The organism is Aeromonas sp. 3P, from assembly GCF_051919745.1.
Taxonomy (GTDB): Bacteria; Pseudomonadota; Gammaproteobacteria; order Enterobacterales; family Aeromonadaceae; genus Aeromonas; species Aeromonas veronii.
Map to the genome: position 1 here is coordinate 1,352,189 of NZ_JBQBED010000001.1, position 21,602 is coordinate 1,373,790.

Annotated in this window: 14 protein-coding genes and 4 pseudogenes; 10 read left to right on the top strand and 8 right to left on the bottom strand. The window is 46.6% G+C overall.

What is annotated here, in order from left to right:
- Positions 1-74: 74 nt before the first annotated feature.
- The 3 genes from ACTG19_RS06005 to norV form a co-directional block, all read right to left on the bottom strand.
- Positions 75-416, bottom strand: coding sequence for a DUF1971 domain-containing protein (locus ACTG19_RS06005; RefSeq protein WP_017408673.1), 342 nt, complete (start codon positions 414-416; stop codon positions 75-77).
- A 62-nt stretch (positions 417-478) separates the two neighbouring features.
- Positions 479-1,648: an NADH:flavorubredoxin reductase NorW gene (gene norW, locus ACTG19_RS06010; protein ID WP_042024864.1), complete on the bottom strand. Its 1,170-nt coding sequence runs from the start codon at positions 1,646-1,648 to the stop codon at positions 479-481.
- Positions 1,645-3,126, bottom strand: coding sequence for an anaerobic nitric oxide reductase flavorubredoxin (norV, locus tag ACTG19_RS06015; protein WP_017408675.1), 1,482 nt, complete (start codon positions 3,124-3,126; stop codon positions 1,645-1,647). Before norV ends, norW begins: the two co-directional genes overlap by 4 nt.
- Before the next feature lie 170 nt (positions 3,127-3,296).
- Between norV and norR the strand changes: the two genes are divergently transcribed.
- Complete coding sequence (gene norR, locus ACTG19_RS06020; protein ID WP_082037433.1) at positions 3,297-4,823, top strand: nitric oxide reductase transcriptional regulator NorR; 1,527 nt, start codon at positions 3,297-3,299, stop codon at positions 4,821-4,823.
- Positions 4,824-4,896: 73 nt separating this feature from the next.
- Positions 4,897-5,568 (top strand): response regulator, encoded by a 672-nt coding sequence (locus ACTG19_RS06025; protein ID WP_080768714.1) that lies wholly within the window; start codon positions 4,897-4,899, stop codon positions 5,566-5,568.
- A 152-nt stretch (positions 5,569-5,720) separates the two neighbouring features.
- On the opposite strand, the gene ACTG19_RS06030 is transcribed toward ACTG19_RS06025, so the two are convergent.
- Together ACTG19_RS06030 and ACTG19_RS06035 are read right to left on the bottom strand one after the other, a co-directional pair.
- Complete coding sequence (locus tag ACTG19_RS06030) at positions 5,721-6,164, bottom strand: CopD family protein (protein ID WP_042084603.1); 444 nt, start codon at positions 6,162-6,164, stop codon at positions 5,721-5,723.
- 308 nt (positions 6,165-6,472) lie between these two features.
- Positions 6,473-7,534 carry a YeiH family protein gene (locus ACTG19_RS06035; RefSeq protein WP_052447232.1) on the bottom strand — a complete coding sequence of 354 codons (1,062 nt, stop codon included), beginning with the start codon at positions 7,532-7,534 and terminating at the stop codon, positions 6,473-6,475.
- 99 nt (positions 7,535-7,633) lie between these two features.
- Here ACTG19_RS06035 and ACTG19_RS06040 point away from each other — a divergent pair, with 99 nt between their 5' ends.
- From ACTG19_RS06040 to ACTG19_RS06070, 7 genes and pseudogenes are all read left to right on the top strand, one after another.
- On the top strand, positions 7,634-8,509 hold the full coding sequence (locus tag ACTG19_RS06040) for a LysR family transcriptional regulator (RefSeq protein ID WP_080768715.1): 876 nt from the start codon (positions 7,634-7,636) through the stop codon (positions 8,507-8,509).
- Positions 8,510-8,891: 382 nt separating this feature from the next.
- Positions 8,892-9,857: pseudogene (locus tag ACTG19_RS06045) on the top strand (IS5 family transposase).
- Positions 9,858-10,261: 404 nt separating this feature from the next.
- Positions 10,262-12,139: a methyl-accepting chemotaxis protein gene (locus tag ACTG19_RS06050; protein ID WP_042083552.1), complete on the top strand. Its 1,878-nt coding sequence runs from the start codon at positions 10,262-10,264 to the stop codon at positions 12,137-12,139.
- Between the two features lie 287 nt (positions 12,140-12,426).
- Positions 12,427-13,176, top strand: a pseudogene (locus ACTG19_RS06055) (histidine-type phosphatase); the annotation flags it as partial.
- A 72-nt stretch (positions 13,177-13,248) separates the two neighbouring features.
- Positions 13,249-14,336, top strand: a protein-coding gene (locus tag ACTG19_RS06060; protein ID WP_439988879.1) for an IS3-like element ISAs22 family transposase whose coding sequence is annotated in 2 segments (ribosomal slippage) — positions 13,249-13,501 and positions 13,501-14,336 — 1,089 coding nt in all. Because the reading frame shifts where the segments join, the coding sequence is not laid out codon by codon here.
- A 33-nt stretch (positions 14,337-14,369) separates the two neighbouring features.
- Positions 14,370-15,134, top strand: a pseudogene (locus tag ACTG19_RS06065) (histidine-type phosphatase); the annotation flags it as partial.
- Between the two features lie 244 nt (positions 15,135-15,378).
- On the top strand, positions 15,379-16,338 hold the full coding sequence (locus tag ACTG19_RS06070; protein ID WP_080768679.1) for a sensor domain-containing diguanylate cyclase: 960 nt from the start codon (positions 15,379-15,381) through the stop codon (positions 16,336-16,338).
- Positions 16,339-16,453: 115 nt separating this feature from the next.
- Here the strand turns inward: ACTG19_RS06070 and ACTG19_RS06075 are convergent, their stop codons facing one another.
- Positions 16,454-17,116 carry a response regulator gene (locus tag ACTG19_RS06075; RefSeq protein WP_080768678.1) on the bottom strand — a complete coding sequence of 221 codons (663 nt, stop codon included), beginning with the start codon at positions 17,114-17,116 and terminating at the stop codon, positions 16,454-16,456.
- A 330-nt stretch (positions 17,117-17,446) separates the two neighbouring features.
- Here ACTG19_RS06075 and ACTG19_RS06080 point away from each other — a divergent pair, with 330 nt between their 5' ends.
- Positions 17,447-18,409, top strand: a complete 963-nt coding sequence (locus ACTG19_RS06080; RefSeq protein ID WP_439988880.1) for an IS1595 family transposase — start codon at positions 17,447-17,449, stop codon at positions 18,407-18,409.
- Between the two features lie 48 nt (positions 18,410-18,457).
- Here the strand turns inward: ACTG19_RS06080 and ACTG19_RS06085 are convergent, their stop codons facing one another.
- Positions 18,458-19,732: a substrate-binding periplasmic protein gene (locus tag ACTG19_RS06085; RefSeq protein WP_127908191.1), complete on the bottom strand. Its 1,275-nt coding sequence runs from the start codon at positions 19,730-19,732 to the stop codon at positions 18,458-18,460.
- Between the two features lie 280 nt (positions 19,733-20,012).
- Positions 20,013-21,197 (bottom strand): annotated as a pseudogene (locus ACTG19_RS06090) (SulP family inorganic anion transporter); the annotation flags it as partial.
- Positions 21,198-21,602 lie beyond the last annotated feature (405 nt).

A 21,602-nucleotide genomic window follows, 5' to 3' on the forward strand; every position in this document is an offset into this window, starting at 1 on the left:
AAACAACATTACAGTTATTCATTTTGATCTGGATGGGCAGTTGGCCTAGTTTGTGGCGATGACCAGATTGTAATTTATTCTCTTGTCTTAATGAGTGGGGTGTCTGAGCTTACGTTTTCAGCCCAAAAATGGATATTGAATCTAGCATCTTCAGACAGTTCAACCCTGTGCCAATACTGAGGTGGGCTGGTTGCAAACTCTCCGGCTCGGATTACAAGCGTAATTTCAGGTATCTCCGCTGTTTCATCAGCAAAACCGTAATATGTTACCGTCCCCTCCATTACACATAACTGACCGAATACGCCAGCAGCTGTATTGTGATGGGTTAATAGAGCCTGTGGTACGTTTTCATTTGTAAAGAATGGGGTTGAACGGCGAACAACCCAATGAGCTGGTATACTATGCAGTAGCGACATGTTTTATCCTTAATAATCTATGAAATTAAGTAAGGCTGAGCATATGCTCAGCCAGCAATTATTCATCTAGAAAGAAGGCGTAGAAGTGGGAATGCAGCTCCCATTTGGTCTCCACCTACGACAAAGCCGCACATTTCACCATCCTCGCTGCGAGCTTCTGCGACCATTCCATTTTTATTCCACTTAAACTGCCATGAAAGGTCTGTACCTTTTGTTCTACCAGCTAACTGCAAAGGATATTGAAGTGTTTTTACCTTCACTAGCATTGGAGGAAGCGTTAGTGGTGTTGGCTTACCAATCAGAGTTTTAGATAATGCATTGGCACCGAGAACAATTGGCTGCAAAAAGGGGCGTAATTCACCTTTCCACTCAACGCAATCGCCAAGCGCATAAATGTGCTCACTCGATGTTCTCAGGTATTCATCCACTACAATTCCACGCCTTACAGCCAGTCCCGCATTCATCGCTAAGGATAGATTCGGTTGTAGACCTATAGCTGAAATGACAAGATCCTGTTCACTGAAACTGCTGTCAGTGAGCTCTATCGTAAAGGATTCGTTGGCATCTCCTCTTTGTATCGACTTGATACCTCGACCAAGTTTTAGGTCAACCCCCTGCTCCCGTAAGGCTTGCAGTAACGGTTGACTCAATGCAGCTGGCATTAATGTACTTAGGGGGCTGTCCGCCAGATCTACAAGCGTCACAATTCGGTCTTGGCCCACCATATCCATAGCCAACTCACAGCCGATCAAACCTGCTCCGAGTACCATAATGCGTTTTGCATTCTTAATTAATTGTTCGGCATTGGCATAATCATTTTGGCTATTGAGGGTTACCATTTTATCCGAGTTGGGAACGGGAGGCAGTATAGAACTGGCCCCAGTTGCCAGCACTAGCTGGCCATAAGAAAAATCGCCATTATTTGTGTGTACCATTTTGTTATTCGGACTAATGCTATGCACAATCGTATTAGGTGACAGAATGATACGTTGCTGTTCAGCAAATTGAGCCCCCGTCAACTTTGTCATTGCGCTGGCGGTGTAACCACGACTGACCACATGACTCAAGTCCGGTTTGTTATATTCATTGCCATTATCAGCGGTAATAAGACGGATCGGTCTTTCACCATCTAATTTACGCAAGCTTTTTACCAACTGCTGAGCGGCAAAGCCGCTACCGATGATGACTATATCCTGGCTGGAACCAGCATAATGCTCATTTAATGCGCTCATACACATGCCTCCACTGCGCATGGTTCGAATACCTCCTTGCCGATGCCGCAGCCAGGGCAAAGGAAACTCTCCGGTACAAGGCTCCAGGGAGTGCCAACCGCAACCAATTGATCCGGTTCACCTAAGGCGGGGTCATAAACCCACTGGCAGACTGTGCAAAGCATTGCTTGCTCATCGTCTACTCCGGCTACAACTGACTGGGTGGTCTCCTCTACAGGGGAGATATCAACAGTGAATGGCACTTGATGGGCTGCTTTTTCTGGGCGAGGCACCTCAATAGGATGTAACGCCCATTGACGAGCGAGCTGGCGTCCATGCTCTCGGCACTCTGCCAGTGCAGAACCATCTGGTCGCCATTTGGCTTTCAGAGAAATGCTGATATCAAAGCCTGCATCCATCAATCGGGTCTGGATACGATCTACTGCACCACCAGTCCAGCCGTAACTGCCGAATGCAGAAGCACGCTTGTTTCTAAAGCGCAGGCCAGTTATCTCCTCCAGCATGCCTGCCACCTTAGGCATCATGACGTTGTTCATTGTGGATGAGCCCACGAGTATTCCCTTGGAGCGGAACACTTGTGTCAGGATCTCGTTCTTATCGTGGCGGGCTACGTTGTAGATCTTGACTGCGACCCCAGGGTCAACTTCGTGAATACCCTGTGCGATGGCATCGGCCATCATACGGGTGTTGTTTGACATCGAGTCATAGAACAGGGTGATACGATCTTCTTGGTAGTGGTCTGCCCACTCCAGATACTTGAGAATAATTTGGGTCGGATCCTCACGCCAGACAATACCGTGGGAGGTTGCCACCATGCTTACTGGCAGGTTGAATCCAAGCACCTCTTTGATTTTAGCTGTCACAAGTGGGCTGAATGGGGTGAGGATATTTGCGTAGTACCGTTGGCACTGCTCCATCAATTCGGTTTGATCTACTTCGTCATTGAACAGATGCTCATCACAATAGTGTTGACCGAAGGCATCGTTAGAAAACAACACTGCGTCCTCAGTCATGTAGGTCATCATGCTGTCGGGCCAGTGCAGCATAGGTGTTTCAATGAACACCAGCTGCTTGCCATTACCGATGTCGAGACTGTCGCCTGTTTTGACTGGATGGAAGTTCCATTCAGGATGATGATGGTGTCCCGTGATTGAGTCGATAGCGTTGTGAGTGCAGTAAATCGGAGTGCCTGGGATACGAGCCATCAATTCGGTCAGTGCCCCTGCGTGATCTTCCTCAGCATGGTTGATCACCACATAATCGATAAGGTTAAGGTCGATCTCTGCTGCAAGGTTTTGAACGAACTCTCGGCTGAACTTATGATCGACTGTATCAATCAGCACGTTCTTCCCTTCACGGATGAGATAGCTGTTGTAGCTCGTCCCCTTGTTTGTCTTGTACTCAGTACCATGAAAATCTCGAACTTCCCAGTCCCGTTGGCCGACCCAGTGAATGTTGTTTTTGACATGAATGGTCATCTGGCAATTCCTCAGTATGTAATAGTTGGTATTTCTTGATATCAACTATTGCAGCTAACATGCCAACTCATAACTCATTGTTTTTATGAGGCTTAGTTTATTTTCTTGTTAAAATGACATAGTATTGATATTGTTTAAATGACAGCATTAATGTCATTTGGACACTAACAATGATTTCGACAGACAGTTTGGCTCGTATTGCTATAGACATACAGCTGGGGATTTCACATCAAGACAGATTCCACCGCCTTATCCAGAGTATTCGCAGCCTACTGAACTCAGATGCGTCAGCCTTGCTACGATACGAAGGAGGCCAGTTCATCCCGCTCGCCATCGATGGCTTAATGCAGGACGTATTAGGACGCCGTTTCGCCATCAAGGAGCACCCACGCATGGAGGCAATTGCCCGTGCTGGTGACGTAGTACGCTTTCCGGCAGATAGTAGCTTGCCAGACCCCTATGATGGCTTGATCCCTGATCATGCAGAATTTAAGGTGCATGCTTGTGTTGGTTTGCCTCTGTTCTCCGATCAAGTCTTGATTGGTGCATTGACCATAGATGGAATGAATCCTGCTCAGTTTGATGACATTAGCGATGAAGAGTTGCGTTTAATTGGTGCGCTAGCGGCAGCGGCGTTAAGTAACTCATTACTACTAGAGCGTTTAGCTCGCCAGAGCAGTGAGCCATTAATACCTTCAACACCAACAGGTGCAGATAGGTTCGAGATAATCGGGCATTCTCAGGCGATGCAGCAGCTAAAGCATGAGGTAGATATAGTTGCTAATACTGATTTAAACGTCCTGATTTTGGGCGAAACGGGTGTAGGTAAGGAGTTAATAGCAAAAGCTGTACATCTTGGCTCGCCACGTGCAGATCGCAAATTGGTATATCTCAATTGCGCAGCCCTACCGGAATCCGTAGCAGAGAGTGAACTATTTGGGCATGTAAAGGGAGCGTTTACAGGCGCTATTCATAATCGTGCGGGTAAATTTGAATTAGCGGATAAGGGCACGTTGTTCCTGGATGAAGTTGGTGAATTATCCTTATCATTGCAGGCAAAATTGCTACGTGTCATTCAATATGGAGACTTGCAGCGCATTGGTGATGATACCCCACTGAAAGTCAATGTACGTGTGCTTGCTGCAACGAACCGAGACTTGAAGAAAGCAGTCATCGATGGCAAGTTTCGAGCAGACCTCTATCATCGCCTGAGTGTTTTCCCTATACATGTACCAGCCTTGAGAGATAGAGAGGATGATATCTCCTTGTTGGCTGGCTACTTTTGCGAGTGCTGTCGAGTGAGTATGGGGTTAGAGCAACTGCGGATCCAACCTCAAGCACTGCATCTTTTGAAGGGCTATGACTGGCCTGGTAATGTGCGCGAACTGGAGCATGCCATTCATCGTGGTGCCGTATTGGCTAGAGCAGAGCAACGAAGTCCGGTTCTGACGCTTGCAACCCATCATTTCAGTATAGCTATGCCACCAATGCCTCAATCTAGTATAAGCCCTGCCGAAAATATTGATGGCTTCACCACTAACCAAATGGGTTTGAGAGCATCAACTGATGCATTTCAGTCTGCGCTAATTACGAAGGTGCTAGCAGATCATAATGATAATTGGGCTGCAACAGCACGAGCCTTAGATATTGATTGTGGTAATTTACACCGCCTAGCCAAGCGGTTGGGACTGAAGTAAATATCAGTATTTTTTACATTTTTGAAATTTCGATTTGAAATCAGAGCATTAATAATATAATAGAGCCCTAGTTATGGACAACATTGAATCAAACAGACCACCATCGCCACTAAAAACTTTATTGATTGATGATCATTCCATTCTACGCAGTGGAATAAAAGAGCTTTTATCTACAGATCCTGACATTAAAGTCGTTGCAGAAGCAGGTGATGGCCAACAAGGGCTAGAGCTGGCTATTACTTACGAGCCGGATGTAATAATATTAGATCTTGATATGCCCATACTGAACGGTCTTGAAACGTTAAAAAAAATAAAGGCACATGGGCTGAAATGCAAAGTCATAATTTTCACATGTTCCGACCTTGAAATGGATGTAATTGAGACTTTCAGGGCAGGAGCAGATGGATATTTGCTCAAAGACATAGAGCCATCTGATTTTATAATGTCAATAAGATCAATTTATTCTATTTCATTTGTGGCGAGCCCTTCAATATTAAAGATTTGTAATTCAGATCATTATATTAAGCAATCAAAAAAAGCAGCTAACTCGATAAATTCTTTAAGCCATAGAGAGATAGATGTGCTAAAGCTTATGTCAAACGGCTTTTCAAACAAGCTAATCGCTCAAGAATTATTTATATCTGTAGGAACAGTCAAAATTCACGTGAAAAATATACTAAAAAAATTAAGCTTGAAATCAAGAGTGGAAGTGGCAGTGTGGGCACATAATCGAACTATAAACTAGGTGTATGGGATAGCTCCCTATATTTCCTATAAAATATCACATCATATGTATGCCTTGTATTGGGTTAAGAAGAAATCACCACTTGGCATACATAATATTATGCACCAAGTGATGATTTATCTAACATTGCTTTTATTAGTTTCATTATAACTTTAATACAACCATCCTGTTCTGAATGAAACGCCTACAAAAACGAATAGGATAGATATGATTGTCACTGCTCGAATGTGCCATCCCATTAAAGCTAAATTAGACTCATTTAAATTCGGAATTACACGAAATCTAGCATTTATTGCAAAACAGGTAGTGAGTGTAAGTAATGCCAATTTAATGAGAATAACATTTGTAACCCTGTTATCAATGTTAAACCAATTTAGTACATCACTCTCAATGTTCAATGCCAGGTAAATACCCGTGACTATCTGCGTTATTAAGGCAGGCATTCCAATTCTCTCGTATACAGATTCAAAGTCTAGTAATATTTTCGTTGACGATTCCTTTAGTGCTTTAGGGAGAACTATTAGAGCGAGTATAATATGCCCGCCAGTCCAGATTGTTGCACCTAAAATATGCAAAAATAACGCAACTCCATGCATGTCAAACACCTTCGATGTTACACATTAAATTGGCATTCAGGATGTTCATTAAAGCACTTTTTGCTAATGATTTCTACTAAAAAAATTCAGTAGTTAGTAACTGATTTAATTAAAATCACAGTAAGTGTGATGCATTATTATTGATGCTCTACATCACAATGCAAGATGTCTCTGAAAGATACATCTTGCATTTGGATGCAATGTATTTAATTGCACTCTTTATTTATATTTTTATATGATGGAAAAAAATTTTATATTAAAGTGGGATTACATTATCAAATGAGATCTTTGCCATTTTCTTTTAATATTCAAAATAAAATTAATACGGCTAGATTTATAAAAAAACCACCTACACAAAGGAATAGAAATAGTATGGCAGCAAGAATCAAAGGTTTTACACCCGCTTGATGTATTGCACCAATGTGAGTACGTAATCCAAGAGCGGCCATAGCCATTGCAAGCAATATACTGTCGATATCAATCAAGTAATTGACAATGTGTGGAGGTATAATGTTAAGGGAATTTATTCCACTGGCGACAATAAATAATACCGCAAACCATGGTATAGTAATGCTATTGCTTTTATGGGACGTATCATGAGTCTCTTTACCGATGCATGTAGATAATACTATTAAAAATGGTGCGAGCATCATGACACGAATCATCTTAACAATCACGGCCGTATTTGCTGCATCCTCGCTGACACTACGGCCTGCTGCCACTACCTGTGCGACTTCATGAATTGTTGAACCAGCAAACATGCCGTATTGTTCAGCACTTATATCTAAATAGGGATAAATTAGTGGGTATAGAAACATAGCAATAGTTCCAAATACAACCACCGTAGCAACAGCAACTGAAACCTTATGAGCTTGGCCCTTGATCACAGGTTCAGCAGCCATTATCGCAGCTGCACCACAAATGGAACTTCCTGCACCAATTAGCATTGTTGTCTGTTTATCAAGTCTTAATAGTTTTGTTCCAATATAATAAGCCAAGATAAACGTACAGCTGATCATTAATATGTCTATGATAATTCCTGCCCAGCCTATCCCCTCTATTTGCTGGAAGGTTATTCTGAAGCCATAAAGAACAATGCCAACTCTAAGTAATTTATTTTTAGCATAATCTACACCTATAGCAGTATGATTTGCTACACGAGGGAAGACGGTGTTTCCAATAAAAATCCCAAATACAATAGCCAAAGTAAGCGCACTAAGGCCCATATGAGTTGCAACATCCAGTTTACTAGCTAAAATACTCATTGCGGCAATTATCGCTACGAGTATGATGCCTAGCCACCACTGGTAGCTTTTTAGGCTACTTTTCAAAAACGAATTATTATCATGTACAACAGACGAATGAGGCATTGAGTGGTCTTCTATACTTATTTACTGTGTTATAGCATTATATGCCTTGATAATTGATAATAAAAATACATAATAATTAACAATGGATAACCTACAGTTATGGTTATAAACCTACACCTTTTGCGCATTTTTTATACGGTTTCAAGTGAGGGCGGTTTTTCCAATGCAGCCACACATCTTTGTATTAGCCAGCCAGCGGTATCAAAAGCAGTTAGTGAGTTAGAGCGTCAGATAGGGCTTCCATTACTAGAAAGAGGTTCAGGTAGAAGCCGAAAAGGGATTCATTTGACTGAGCATGGGCAAGTGCTATTTGACCATGCGCATGCAATATACATGTTAGAGCGTGCTGCCATTGATGATATGCAAGCCAGAATTGGAATGAAGAAAGGGCGCTTGACAATTGGAGCAAGTAGCACAATTGCTGGGTATTGGTTTCGACCATATTTATCAAAACTTATACAACGTTTTCCTGATATTGACCTAAAAATAACTACGGGAAATACGCAGTATATAGGACAGCAGTTATTAGACTGTCAAATCGATATCGGATTGGTCGAAGGAACACTGAGTGATCCTCGCCTCTTATCATGTCATTGGCATGATGATGAGCTTTGTCTTATTACATCCCTAACATCAGATACATATGAACATGATTGGGCACAACACACTTGGTTGTTAAGAGAACCTGGTTCAGGAACGAGAGAAGCAACAGAGTTATGGTTAGAAAATCAAGGCATTATCCCTATACGGTGCATTGAATATGGTAGTACTGAAGGAATAGTCAGAGCTGTTGCTGAGGGACTAGGAGTTTCGCTGGTGTCTTCTCGGGTGGTGCGTGAATCAGGATATGCTGATGATGTTTCTGTTATGCCTATTTCTATTAGATTTCGCCCATTATTTATCGTTTTATTGAAAGACAGGCCGATTTCTCCTCTTGTAGAAAAATGTTATAATATCTTGATGAGTCAAAGTTGATATGTAATCTTCAAGCTAATAAGCGTTGTAGAATTTCCTACTCTATCTGCGTTGACGATTTTTCTAAAAGAAATAATCTATCGCATAAAGAAATCCATATTTCAATCCAAGGTGTGATTTGAGCAGGAATATATAGTCATTACTGCTATTTCAAGATCTTTTAGGTGGTTTTTTAGCTTCATGCGGACTGTAACATCTAATATGATATAAGTAGATATGTATACTTATTGGAAAGCTGCTTATAGATACTAATTTTCTATAGCTTGCATTTCTAGACTAATTCCATGTCTTAAATTCAGTATCACCGCACTTAAGGAAGGTGCGAACAAGTCCCTGATATGAGATCATGCATGTCATCTGGAGCCATGGAACAGGGTTCATCATGAGTCATCAACTTACCTTCGCCGACAGTGAATTCAGCAGTAAGCGCCGTCAGACCAGAAAAGAGATTTTCTTGTCCCGCATGGAGCAGATTCTGCCATGGCAAAACATGGTGGAAGTCATCGAGCCGTTTTACCCCAAGGCTGGTAATGGCCGGCGACCTTATCCGCTGGAAACCATGCTACGCATTCACTGCATGCAGCATTGGTACAACCTGAGCGATGGCGCGATGGAAGATGCTCTGTACGAAATCGCCTCCATGCGTCTGTTTGCCCGGTTATCCCTGGATAGCGCCTTGCCGGACCGCACCACCATCATGAATTTCCGCCACCTGCTGGAGCAGCATCAACTGGCCCGCCAATTGTTCAAGACCATCAATCGCTGGCTGGCCGAAGCAGGCGTCATGATGACTCAAGGCACCTTGGTCGATGCCACCATCATTGAGGCTCCCAGCTCGACCAAGAACAAAGAGCAGCAACGCGATCCGGAGATGCATCAGACCAAGAAAGGCAATCAGTGACACTTTGGCATGAAGGCCCACATTGGTGTCGACGCCAAGAGTGGCCTGACCCACAGCCTAGTCACCACCGCGGCCAACGAGCATGACCTCAATCAGCTGGGTAATCTGCTGCATGGAGAGGAGCAATTTGTCTCAGCCGATGCCGGCTACCAAGGGGCGCCACAGCGCGAGGATGTGGACTGGCTGATCGCCGAGCGCCCCGGCAAGGTAAGAACCTTGAAACAGCATCCACGCAAGAACAAAACGGCCATCAACATCGAATACATGAAAGCCAGCATCCGGGCCAAGGTGGAGCACCCGTTTCGCATCATCAAGCGACAGTTCGGCTTCGTGAAAGCCAGATACAAGGGGTTGCTGAAAAACGATAACCAACTGGCGATGTTATTCACGCTGGCCAACCTGTTTCGGGCGGACCAAATGATACGTCAGTGGGAGAGATCTCACTAAAAACTGGGAATAACGCCTTAAATGGCGAAGAAACGGTCTAAATAGGCTGATTCAAGGCATTTACGGGAGAAAAGATCGGCTCAAACTGAAAAAATGAAATGACTGAGTCAGCCGAGAAGAATTTCCCCGCTTATTCGCACCTTCCCTAAAGTAGCGTAAACAAGACACCGGTTTGAGGCCGGTGTCAGGTGATAACTAGATCTGTACAGCTCCGCTCAGTTCACTTGTCGCCTGACAGGGGATCTCCTGTTGGGACTTGCCCATCTGACTCTCTAGGTTGGTTGAGTCAGAGGATCAGCTCCCCGGATTCGCTGAAAATTTCGGATTTAGTCAATAACCCACTAAAATTCCACAATAATTAAATTTTTTCCTACACTCAGACTAACGCTCACAGGGATGTCACTATGAACTTATCCATTAAAAACAAGCTGGTCTTGGCTATCGGGATCATCATCCTGGTGATCACCGGCCTGCAAGTCTGGTACAACACCTCACAACTGCGCACTGAAACCCAGAGACTGGTCTGGAGCATCATTGACGAAAGCTCCATGGCCAACGTCAAGGGTATCTCCAACTGGGTCGATGCCCGCATCAGCATGGTCAGTACCACCAAGGAAGCATTCACCAAAGAAGATGAACCCATCAGCCATCTGGCCCAAGCCATGAATGCCGGTGGCTTTGAGGGGGTCTATGCCGGTACTGCTGACGGCAAGATGCTCGAGAGTACCCCCTCCGGCCTGCCAGCCGATTATGACCCCCGTCAACGCACCTGGTACAAGGATGCAGTTGCCGCCGGTAAACTGGTCATCACTGCGCCCTACGCCGATGTCTCTAACGGCAGTTTGATCGTCACCATCGCCGAGCCATTCCAGCGTGGCAACACCCAGGGGGTTATCGCCGGAGATGTCTCTATCAGCGCCCTTATCTCGGACATTCTGACGGTCACTACCGAGGGGACTTACGCCATTCTGGTCGACAGCAACGGCACCATCATCGCCCACCCCGATGCCTCCCTGAGTCTGAAACCCGCCACAACGCTAGCCCCCGAGTTGACCGCGTCTTACATCAATCAGATCGCTCATGACGGTACGATCAACGAGCTGGTGATCAGCGGTAAGAAAGAGGTCTTTGACTTTAACGCGATCCCCAACACCAATTGGTATTACGGCATGATGGTGGATGACGAAACCGCTTACCAGTCGGTACGCCGCATGGTCACCTCCTCACTTATTCAGGGGCTCATCACCATATTGATCGTGGCTGGCTTCTCCTATGTCGCCATCAACAGCTCGCTAGCGCCTCTGAAAACCCTGGGCGAGGCAATTGCCGATCTCTCCCGTGGCAACGGCGATTTGACCCGCCGCCTCAAGATCGAGCGTGAAGATGAGGTGGGCGCGGTTGCCAAACACGTCAATACCTTCATTGAGCGGCTCCATGCGATGGTGCAGGACATTTCCAACTCCTCCGGCCAACTCAACCAGCAGGCCAAGTCCTCCCACAGCATGGCGGAGAAGGCCAATGAGGGGCTGGCTCGCCAGCAAAACGAGATCACTCAGATCGCCACTGCGGTCCATGAGATGTCGGCAACTGCGGTCGATGTTGCCAGCAACGCCGAGCAAACTGCCGAAGCGGCCCGCAGCTCCTCCAGCAGTTGCGAGCATGGCAAACAGGTGATCGCCCGCAACCAGCGCTCCATCACCGATCTGGCCACCCAGGTGGAACAGGCCTCCAACATCATTCAGGAACTGGAGAAAAACGCTCAGGAGATCAACACCATCCTCTCCACCATTCAGGGCATCGCCGAGCAGACCAACCTGCTGGCGCTCAACGCCGCCATCGAAGCGGCGCGGGCCGGTGAACAGGGCCGTGGCTTTGCGGTAGTGGCCGACGAGGTGCGCGTTTTGTCACAACGTACCCACAGCTCGACTGTCGAGATCCGCAGCATGATCGAAACCCTGCAACGCAATACCCAGGGAGCGGTCAGCACCATGCATGAAGGCCAGCAACTGGCCCAGAACAGCGTGGATGACGCCAACAACGCCACCCATGCGCTGGAGCAGATCACCACTTCGATCAACCAGATCTCCGATATGGCGACCCAGATCTCCAGCGCAGCCGAAGAGCAACGGGCCGTCACCGACGAGGTAAGCCGCAACATTCAGGCGGTCAAAGATGTCTCGGACGAACTGGCAGTGGATGCAGACAGTTCGCGCCATCTCTCTGAACAACTTAAAAACATTTCGGGTGAACTGAGTAATCAGGTCGGCATGTTTCGCATATGAGTATCAATAAAGAGGACCGCCAGACACCAATGCCAGTAAATTAAGTATTCGTTTGTGTGACTAGATGTTCAAAATTCAGAATATCGAAGAACATTTCTACAATTAAAGGGTTCACTAGGCTCTAGCCCTGACCGGCAAGCAATAACAAGAGGGAGGCATCATGCCTCCCTCACTCTTTAGCACTGAACAATTAAAAAATATCCGCCTCACCAAAGTGACATCTAACTGTCATTAATGGCTCCTATGATATTTCACTTATTTTTTCATAACGATAGATAAGGATTATCATGACTTTCCCGCGCTCTTCTTATGTTGCTTTGGCCGTCTCGCTGGTCTTGCTTGGCGGCTGCCAGTCAGAGAACGAATCGTCTGCCGACAGCCAAGGCAAAACAGCCTACCAATACAGCACCAAAGCGGTCTACAGCCCGCAGCAGCAGGCAGAGAGCTACGAGCCAGCACCTCAAGGGTTCAGCCCGGTCTTTACCGAGATGGTGGCGCGCCACGGCTCACGTTCACTTTCCAGCCCGAAATATGACGTGCTGACCAAGCTGGTATGGGAAGAGGCGCAGCGTCAGGGGGCGCTCACCACCCTCGGGCTGGGGTTGGGAGGCAAGGTCGATCTGGTGACGGCCGCCAACCAGAAACTGGGCTATGGCCTACTCTCGGCGCTGGGCAAGGAGGAGCACGCCAATCTCGCTACCCGACTGGCGGTGCGGCTACCGACCCTGCTCAACAGCAGCGAGCCCCACTGCATCAAGGTGGTCACCTCGGGCAAGGACAGGGCCAACGAAAGCGCCTTCTACTTTATGGAGAGCCTCAAGCGCGACGTGAACTATGTCAGCGACTCGGCGCAGTGTTACCTCACGCAGGATGACCCCTCGAAGATCGACAAAAAGCTGGTCAACAAGTTCGAGCTCTACTTCCACAAGACTACGCCCGAGGGGGATTACGCCCACTACCTGCCCGCCTATGAGAGCTACCAGCGCTTTATCGGCGACGAGGATGCCGGGATAGCCCCGGCCCCCGAGCTGGCCAAGGGGTAATCCCCCCGAAAAACTGAGGTGCTCATAAGTAGAATTTTCTCGTATCTTGAACGCAGGAGGTTCTACATGAAAACATCACGCTTTAGCGATGCACAGATCATCGCCATCCTCAAGCAGGCCGAGTCTGGTTCACCCGTCCCTGAGCTCTGCCGTGAGCATGGCATCAGCTCCGCCACCTTCTACAAGTGGCGCTCCAAATTCGGTGGCATGGATGCCTCTCTCATGGCGCGCCTCAAAGAGCTGGAAGAGGAAAATCGTCGCCTTAAGAAGATGTATGCCGAGGAGCGCCTAAAGGCTGAGATCATCTCCGAGGCGATGGCAAAAAAGTGGTGACGCCATCTGCCCGCAGGGAGATGGCGACCAAGGCTGTGGCTCATTACGCCATTTCTATCCGTCTGGCTTGCCAGGTGTTCAAGGTGAGCGAGGGTTGCTACCGTTATCAGCCCGTGCTGGCTGATGAAAACCAGGAGATTGCCGACTGGCTACTGCGCCTCACCGCCAACCAGCGCAACTGGGGTTTCGGACTGTGCTTCCTGTACCTGCGTAACGTCAAAGGCTTTGGCTGGAACCACAAGCGGGTCTACCGGATCTATCGGGCGCTAGAGCTCAATCTGCGGATAAAACCCAAGAAGCGGCTAGTACGCGCCAAGCCGGAGCCGTTGGCAGTCCCTGACCAACCGAATCACTGTTGGTCGATGGACTTTATGCATGACCAGCTCAGCGATGGTCGTTCGGTGCGGTTGTTTAATGTGATCGATGACTTCAATCGCGAAGCACTGTGCATCGAGGTGGATTTTTCCTTGCCTGCCTCGCGAGTCAAACGGGTGCTGGAGCAGGTCATCGAGTGGCGGGGCAAACCAGCCGCAATCCGCTGTGATAATGGTCCGGAATACATCAGCGAAGAGCTCAAGCAATGGGCGCAGCAGAAGAGGATTGCGCTGAGGTATATCCAGTCAGGCAACCCGCAGCAGAATGCCTACATAGAGCGATTTAACCGCACTGTGCGTTACGACTGGTTGGGCCATTACCTGTTTGAGTCACTGAATGAGTTACAGGAATTTGCCACGAACTGGCTGTGGGTTTATAACCATGAGCGGCCCAATATGGCGCTGGGCGGCTACACGCCGAAACAGCGCTTGGCACAGGCCGCATGACCTCTACTTTTGAGTGCTCCAAAAAATGGGGGGATTACCAAGGCGCTGGATCAGCTTAAGAACCTGAGCAAGACCAAAGAGATGGCCCGCAGCATGCTGGAGCGTATCTACAGTAAGGACTTTGTCGACTATCTGGCGGGCGGTGTCGAGTTTGTCGCCGTCAACCCGGAGGATGGCGGCATGACCTATGTGCGCGACGAAGTGGATGCCGCCCTGATGCTCTACAACCTCTTTATCATCGGCCCCGGCATGATCCGCGAAGCGCAGGCACAGGGCAGCGAACCCTGGGCGCTGGAGCAGTTCCTCACTCCGGAGGAGTCGGCCTGGTTCTCCTACCTCTCCGATGCGGAAGATTTCTACGAAAAGGGGCCGAGCTTTGCCAACCAGAGCGCCCCCTACGCCATTGCCCAGCCGCTGCTCGACGGCCTGTTTGGCGAGGTGCAACGTCAGGTGGTGGAAGGCGAGCAGAGTCGACGGGCCACCCTGCGCTTTGCCCACGCCGAAGCCATTATCCCCCTCGCCGCCCTGATGAAACTGGAAGGTAGCCGTCAGGGGGCCAGCCCGGATCAGCTGTTCAGCCAGCAGAACAACGAGTGGCGCGGCGGCTGGGTCTCCCCCTATACCGCCAATATTCAGTGGGATATCTATCAGAACAGACAGCGGCAGGTGCTGGTCAAGATGCTCTACAACGAAAAAGAGATCGCCTTTAAAACCGGCTGCCAGCCCTACCAAAGCGGCAGCCACTACTACGACTTCGAGGAGCTCAAGCGCTGCTACGGCTTTAACATAACTCAGTAAGGGGTCATCAGGGGGAGACTGAGATCTCCCCTATTCTCACTTTTTTCATTAGCTTTGGCTTGGATAAGCACCAATTTTTCACACTCGTACAGGCGCTAACTTCGTGTAACGTTCAGCATCTTTATTTAGAGGGCAGAGTAATCCACTTAAATTAGACATATGTCATACAATAATCTATTTTTTTGTACTCAAAAGACTGGCATAGTACTACTGCTTCGAACAAATATGAGAAAAGATAGCAAGGATGCACACTCTTCATCAAACCTCTAAAACTCACCTCCCTCGCTTAGATGCGTTACGCCATCTTCAAGCGCTTGATTCTCCAACAGAAGAGCGTTTCATTCGTATAACTAGAATGGCTCGCAATATTTTTGATGTGCCGATAGCCCTAATCTCATTCGAAGACAATGAACGTGAGTGGGCCAAGCCTTGTTATGGTCTAAACATCCATGAACCCCTCCCTAATTTTTCTTTTTGTAAACATGGTTTTCTCAAAGAACGCATGATTGTTATTGAAGATGCTACTAAACACCCGTGTTACTATAATAATCCAATGGTTATAGGTGAGCCATACATTAGATTTTATGCTGGGCACTCATTAGTAATAACCGATGGGTTGCATATCGGTTCATTGTGTATCATAGATAGTAAGCCCAAAGTTTTTGGAGATAAAGATAGATCTTTACTCTCAGACTTGGCATTAACTGTTGAAAGCGAGTTGCGCGCAGTCCAAATGGCAACGATAGATGAATTGACTGGGCTAACTAATAGGCGAGGTTTTATTCTTCAGGCTGAACAGTGCTTGCAACATGCATTTAGAACAAAGCGGCCCCTTTCACTTTTATTTATAGATTTGAATAAATTCAAATCTATAAATGATATATATGGTCATGATGTCGGAGACGATGCATTGTGTCAAGCAGCTCGCTTAATAAATATTATATTTAGAAATGCGGATATCTGTGCTCGATTAGGTGGTGATGAATATGTGGTTTTACTCCCAGAAACTAACATTGACAATATTAACTCTATTAATCGGAGAGTAATTAAAGCCTTCGATGAGTTCAATAAACATTGTAGCAAGGCCTATACCCTATCTTGCTCTATAGGTGTTGTTAGCTATGATGCAACTACACCACCCGACCTAAACTTGTTGCTCCGTTTGGCGGATGAGGCTATGTATCGTTGTAAGCACAATTTATGAATTATAAGCTCCCTGTTAGCACATGATTAAAGAGCGCAGTTAACTAGCGTGACAATAATATGCAATAATGGAAATAACAAGACAATTCCTATTCATGTACATTTTGAAATTATAATCACTTAATAGTTCGATTATGTGCCCATACAGTAACCGCAACTCTAGATTTTAAATTTAGTTTTCTTAGAATATTCCTCACATGTATTTTTACCGTCCCGTGAGAAATAAATAATAATTTTGAAATGACTTTGTTTGAATGACCTTCAGCAAGAAGTTTTACTACATCAATTTCTCTATGACTTAATGATTTAATAATACCAATATCACTTTCTGATAATAAACTTGACATCGTTTTATTGTTTAGCTGAGGGCTTTCAACTGATGTATCTGCACATATACTCTTAATGCAGCTGATTAAATCAAGCGGTTCTATATCTTTTGAAAGATATCCATTGGCTCCGAACCTAAACGCTTCTACAACATCAATTTCCAAATCTGATTCTGTGAAGATAACAACTTTGCTTTTTATTTTCTTTGCTCTAATTTTCTTTAGCGTGTCTAATCCATTAAGTACTGGCATTTTAAGGTCAAGCAATATTAAATCTGGTTCATATTCTACTGCTAGCTCTAATCCTTCTTTACCATTGCTAGCCTCCGCGATTACGGTCATAAAGCAATCTGTTGAGAGTGTAGTTTTGACTCCTGCTCGCAATATAGAATGGTCATCTATAAGCAAGACTTTTAATGCTTGCATTTCTTCGATTGAAACTATGTTATCCATAACTACATTCTCAATGCCATGTTAGCTTCATACTACACCATGAATGCACAAAAAACTATAAATCAACCTCTTAACCTGCATGCCGGATGAGGCTATATCATAGCACATAGCTATGTATTTCTAAAATTTCGCCCTCAGTCGTTTGACTAGAAATACTAGCTATAAAATATGAGTATCAACGGCATGATTAGGATTTTAAAAATGGAGTAGCCGTTTCTCATATGCATTTCAAATAAATATTTAATGAACATGGACTTTATAATGGCTCTGTCCCAATTCCGTGTTGAAAGGCTAATCTTGAAGTAGGCCATTACCTTGAGGGCTACCATCATGGATACCCCAGCCTTTCAACACCTGTTATCCCTCTTTCCCCAGTTAACCCTGCGCCAGCGCCGTGTTGCTCAACAGGAGCTCACAGCGCCCCATGTCATTACCTCGCTCAATACCCAGTTACCGGCATGCCGCGGTTGTCCTCATTGTCAGGCCGATGCCGCCCAGCTTGCCCCTTGGGGCTGGAGCCGCGGACTACGTCGCTACCGTTGCAAACAGTGTCTGCGCACCAGCTCGGTGCTCACCAAGACGCCTCTGGCCCGGTTGCGTAAAGCCCAGTGCTGGGAAGACTACGCGCAAGCCCTCATCGAAGGACTGACCGTCCGCCAGGCGGCGATGCGTTGCGGGGTCAGCAAAAACACCGCTTTCCTCTGGCGTCATCGCTTCTTGCGCGCGATGGCAACTCATCAAGCCACTCGTGAAGAAGGTATCGTTGAGGTGGATGAGACCTTCTTCCTCGAGTCATTCAAGGGGCAACGGGGGTTGCCGCGTCCGCCACGACATCGTGGTGGTAAAGGGCGAACCCGGGGAACCGGACGGGATTATATTCCGGTGATGGTGGTGCAGGACCGTGCGGGCCACCATGCAGATTTTCAGTTGGAAGAGATGAATGCCGAGGCGGTCATCGCGGTGTTGAAGCCCCTTGTCTCGCCGGATGCCGTGCTGTGTAGCGATGGCGCGGGAGTGTATGCCAGCTTCAGCAAAGTACAGGGCGTGACGCATCAAGTGGTGCGCAATCGTCAGGGTGAGCGAGTGGCCGGTGCGTATCACATTCAGCACGTGAACGGGTATCACCATCGGCTGAAAGAGTGGATGGTACGCTTCCATGGTGTGGCGACGCACTACCTGAAGAACTACCTGGGTTGGCGCAGGATGCTGGAGCGTTACGGGAAGGGGGTGAATATCAAAGCGTGTTTGCATGAGGCGCTGGGGCACCCCATGCAACACGTAATTGGGACATAGCCTTTATAATGCCTATGACTAAATGAAATTTAGTTTCACATTACAATATTAGAGCATAATTAGAGCTTTTTCTACATTAATGCCAAATGACAGTACTCCAATTACTTGCCCTTTATACCATACAGGATAATTTAATCGACATAAAAATAACTTACTAGATGCATCAAACTCAATCGATGGCATTTTAAACCGATTATTGCTCTGGTCGAATCGCCCTAGTGAATTGATGTGTCTGTATTCATTGGCCATTTTTAGGGTTTCGATGATCTTTTCTTCATCTCCTTGCCAGTAATCAGATGTTAGGTTACTCGCAGCAGTTAAGACACCTCGCTCATCCGTCAACATGATTTCAGTTATATATGGAGTTTGAATTGTCAAACCCTTCAATGACCTTGAAATGGTTGAGTTTAGTATGTTCGTTATCCAGCTTGGTGCGAATGAGTTATTTTCTACCATAGAACGCCATAGCTGGTCTCGTTGTAATATAGCTTCTATTTTTATGTGTTTATTTTTCAAGTTTGCTAATTTCAGTGTATTGATTAACTCCTGGCTTTTCAAAAGTGAACGATACATTCTATTTACAGCAACTTCAATTGTTTCTTGTTCACTGGCGGATAAGAATAGATTTGATTGGTTGCACTCTGATATTTTACTATTAAACATATCTATAATTGACGGGTGTTCAAGTAAGACATGGTTGGCTATATACACGCCCATGGGTGCATACTTTTCAAATCGTTTATGAAGAAGTAAGTTTAAACTTATATCAGACTTATTTAATTCACGAACCACACTTTCATCTGCGAGAAATAAATCAATTCGTCGCCTCTGTAATAATTTTAATAAACTATCTGAATTATTAACTGATTGATATATGGGCATATTATTTCTTAACAGCCATGTTTCTTGGCTACTTCCTCTTAGCACGCCTATTTTACTTTTATTTAATGCGTCATGAGTTTTCCTAGATATTGACGAGAGACTAAACCAGTACCACTTATCCAAAACTATTGGCGCACTGAGTTTTGCGTATTTATTAATATTAGGCTGATCTATAGAACTGAAGAAACCACTGGAGCGCCCCATAACTAAATCTAATTCTGCGCGCTTGGGGGGAACTATCTTAAATTGATATTGAACGCCTATCTTATCCAAAACACATTTTACAGTATCCACTGCGTAACCTTTGAGGTTGCCATCCTCAACGGTTTGGTATGGAGGTGCTAGACTGGTTTCAAGGCGTAAATTAGCCGGAGTCGCGGCATAAACAACCTGCAATAATACTATTAAAACACACAGCATGGCTGTAGTAACTCTCATCACATAAGACCCATTGATAATTAGTTGTTTTTATCTGGTTTTTTGTGATCTAACTCAACATAGAATCAGAATCGAGATCACTCTTCTGAATATAGCGGCCGTTTTGATTATGGGCTAGGGCAACCGTGATTTCAGATAGTAAGTGCAATACCCTGGCCCGAGGACGGGGCTTCTCGCGCAAAAAGTGATGAGATTCAGCGGCACATTCGGTTAAATCAACCCCCTTGATGCTCGAGTGACAGATTAACTCATATCATCAGTCAAGAAATCCAGGGGCGATTCAGTCACTCTTGACCAGCATGAAGCGGGCAACCTTGTTGGCAAAGAACAGGGAGGCGAGCAGTACCCCGACAAATACCCCAAGCGCCAGGTTATGGGTAGCGACGACCACTGCCACTGTTGCGATCATCACGATATTAGTGGAGAGCGGGTGCTTCTTGAGATTACGAACCGACTCCCAGGAAAACGTCCCGATAGAGACCATGATCATCACGGCTACCAGGGCTGCCATGGGGATCTGGCGGATCCACTCATCCATGAAGACCACCATCAGGATGAGCAGGGTGCCAGCGACAAAGGTGGAGAGGCGGCCACGACCACCGGATTTGATGTTGATGATGGACTGACCAATCATGGCGCAGCCCGCCATGCCACCCATCAGGCCCGCACCAATATTGGCGATCCCCTGGCCCTTGCATTCGCGATTGCGGTCGCTGCTGGTATCCGTCAGGTCATCGACAATGGCCGCCGTCATCATGGATTCGAGCAGACCGACCACAGCCAGACCTGCGGAGTATGGGAAGATGATCGCCAGCGTCTCCAGATTGAGCGGCACTTCGGGCCACAGGAAGATGGGCAGAGTATCGGGCAGCTCGCCCATATCGCCTACAGTACGGATATCGATGCCCATGGTGATGGCGACTGCCGTCAGGATGACGATGCAGAGCAGCGGAGAAGGCACTAGCTTGCCAACCACCGGAATAAGCGGGAACAGATAGATGATGCCAAGACCAGCTGCTGTCATGGCATAGACCTGCCAGGTGACGTTGGTGAGCTCAGGCAACTGGGCCATAAAGATGAGGATCGCCAGCGCATTGACGAAGCCGGTGACCACGGAACGGGAGACAAACCGCATCAGGCTGCCCAGTTTCAGGTAACCCGCTGCGATCTGGAGTACCCCAGTAAGCAGGGTTGCTGCCAGCAGATATTGCAGGCCATGCTCTTTGACCAGGGTCACCATCAGGAGCGCCATTGCGCCTGTGGCTGCCGAGATCATGCCTGGACGACCGCCGACAAAAGCGATGACCACTGCGATACAGAAGGAGGCATAGAGGCCGACTTTGGGGTCTACACCAGCAATAATGGAGAAGGCGATGGCTTCTGGGATCAGCGCCAGGGCGACCACAATTCCGGCTAAAAGGTCACCACGGATGTTGGAGAACCATTCTTGTCTTGCACGTTCCAGCATGGGGGATTTTCTCGCTTGTTTAGGATCCATAGCACAACGCATCCATCTACTTGGGGGTCAGATGGAGTTCGGACAGGATCAGATTGTTGTATTGGGATCTAATGGGTGTAAAAAAGCGCTCTGGTTGTGATAACCAGAGTAAGGCGGCAGGAGCCGCAGAGGTAGGGGTTAAGGCGGCGTAACAGTCACGCCAGTATGCGATTTGTTCATGGGCTGCTGATGATAACAGAGAAGCGCCTGCACAGGCAGGGTTATCATGTCTAGCAAAAACATCTTTTTAATTTTCCGCCCTACAGGGCGAATATAGCCATACTCTTATTATTCCTTTACTCATATTTTCTGTTTTCTGTTTTCTGTTTTCTGTTTTCTGTTTTCTGTTTTCTGTTTTCTGTTTTCTGTTTTCTG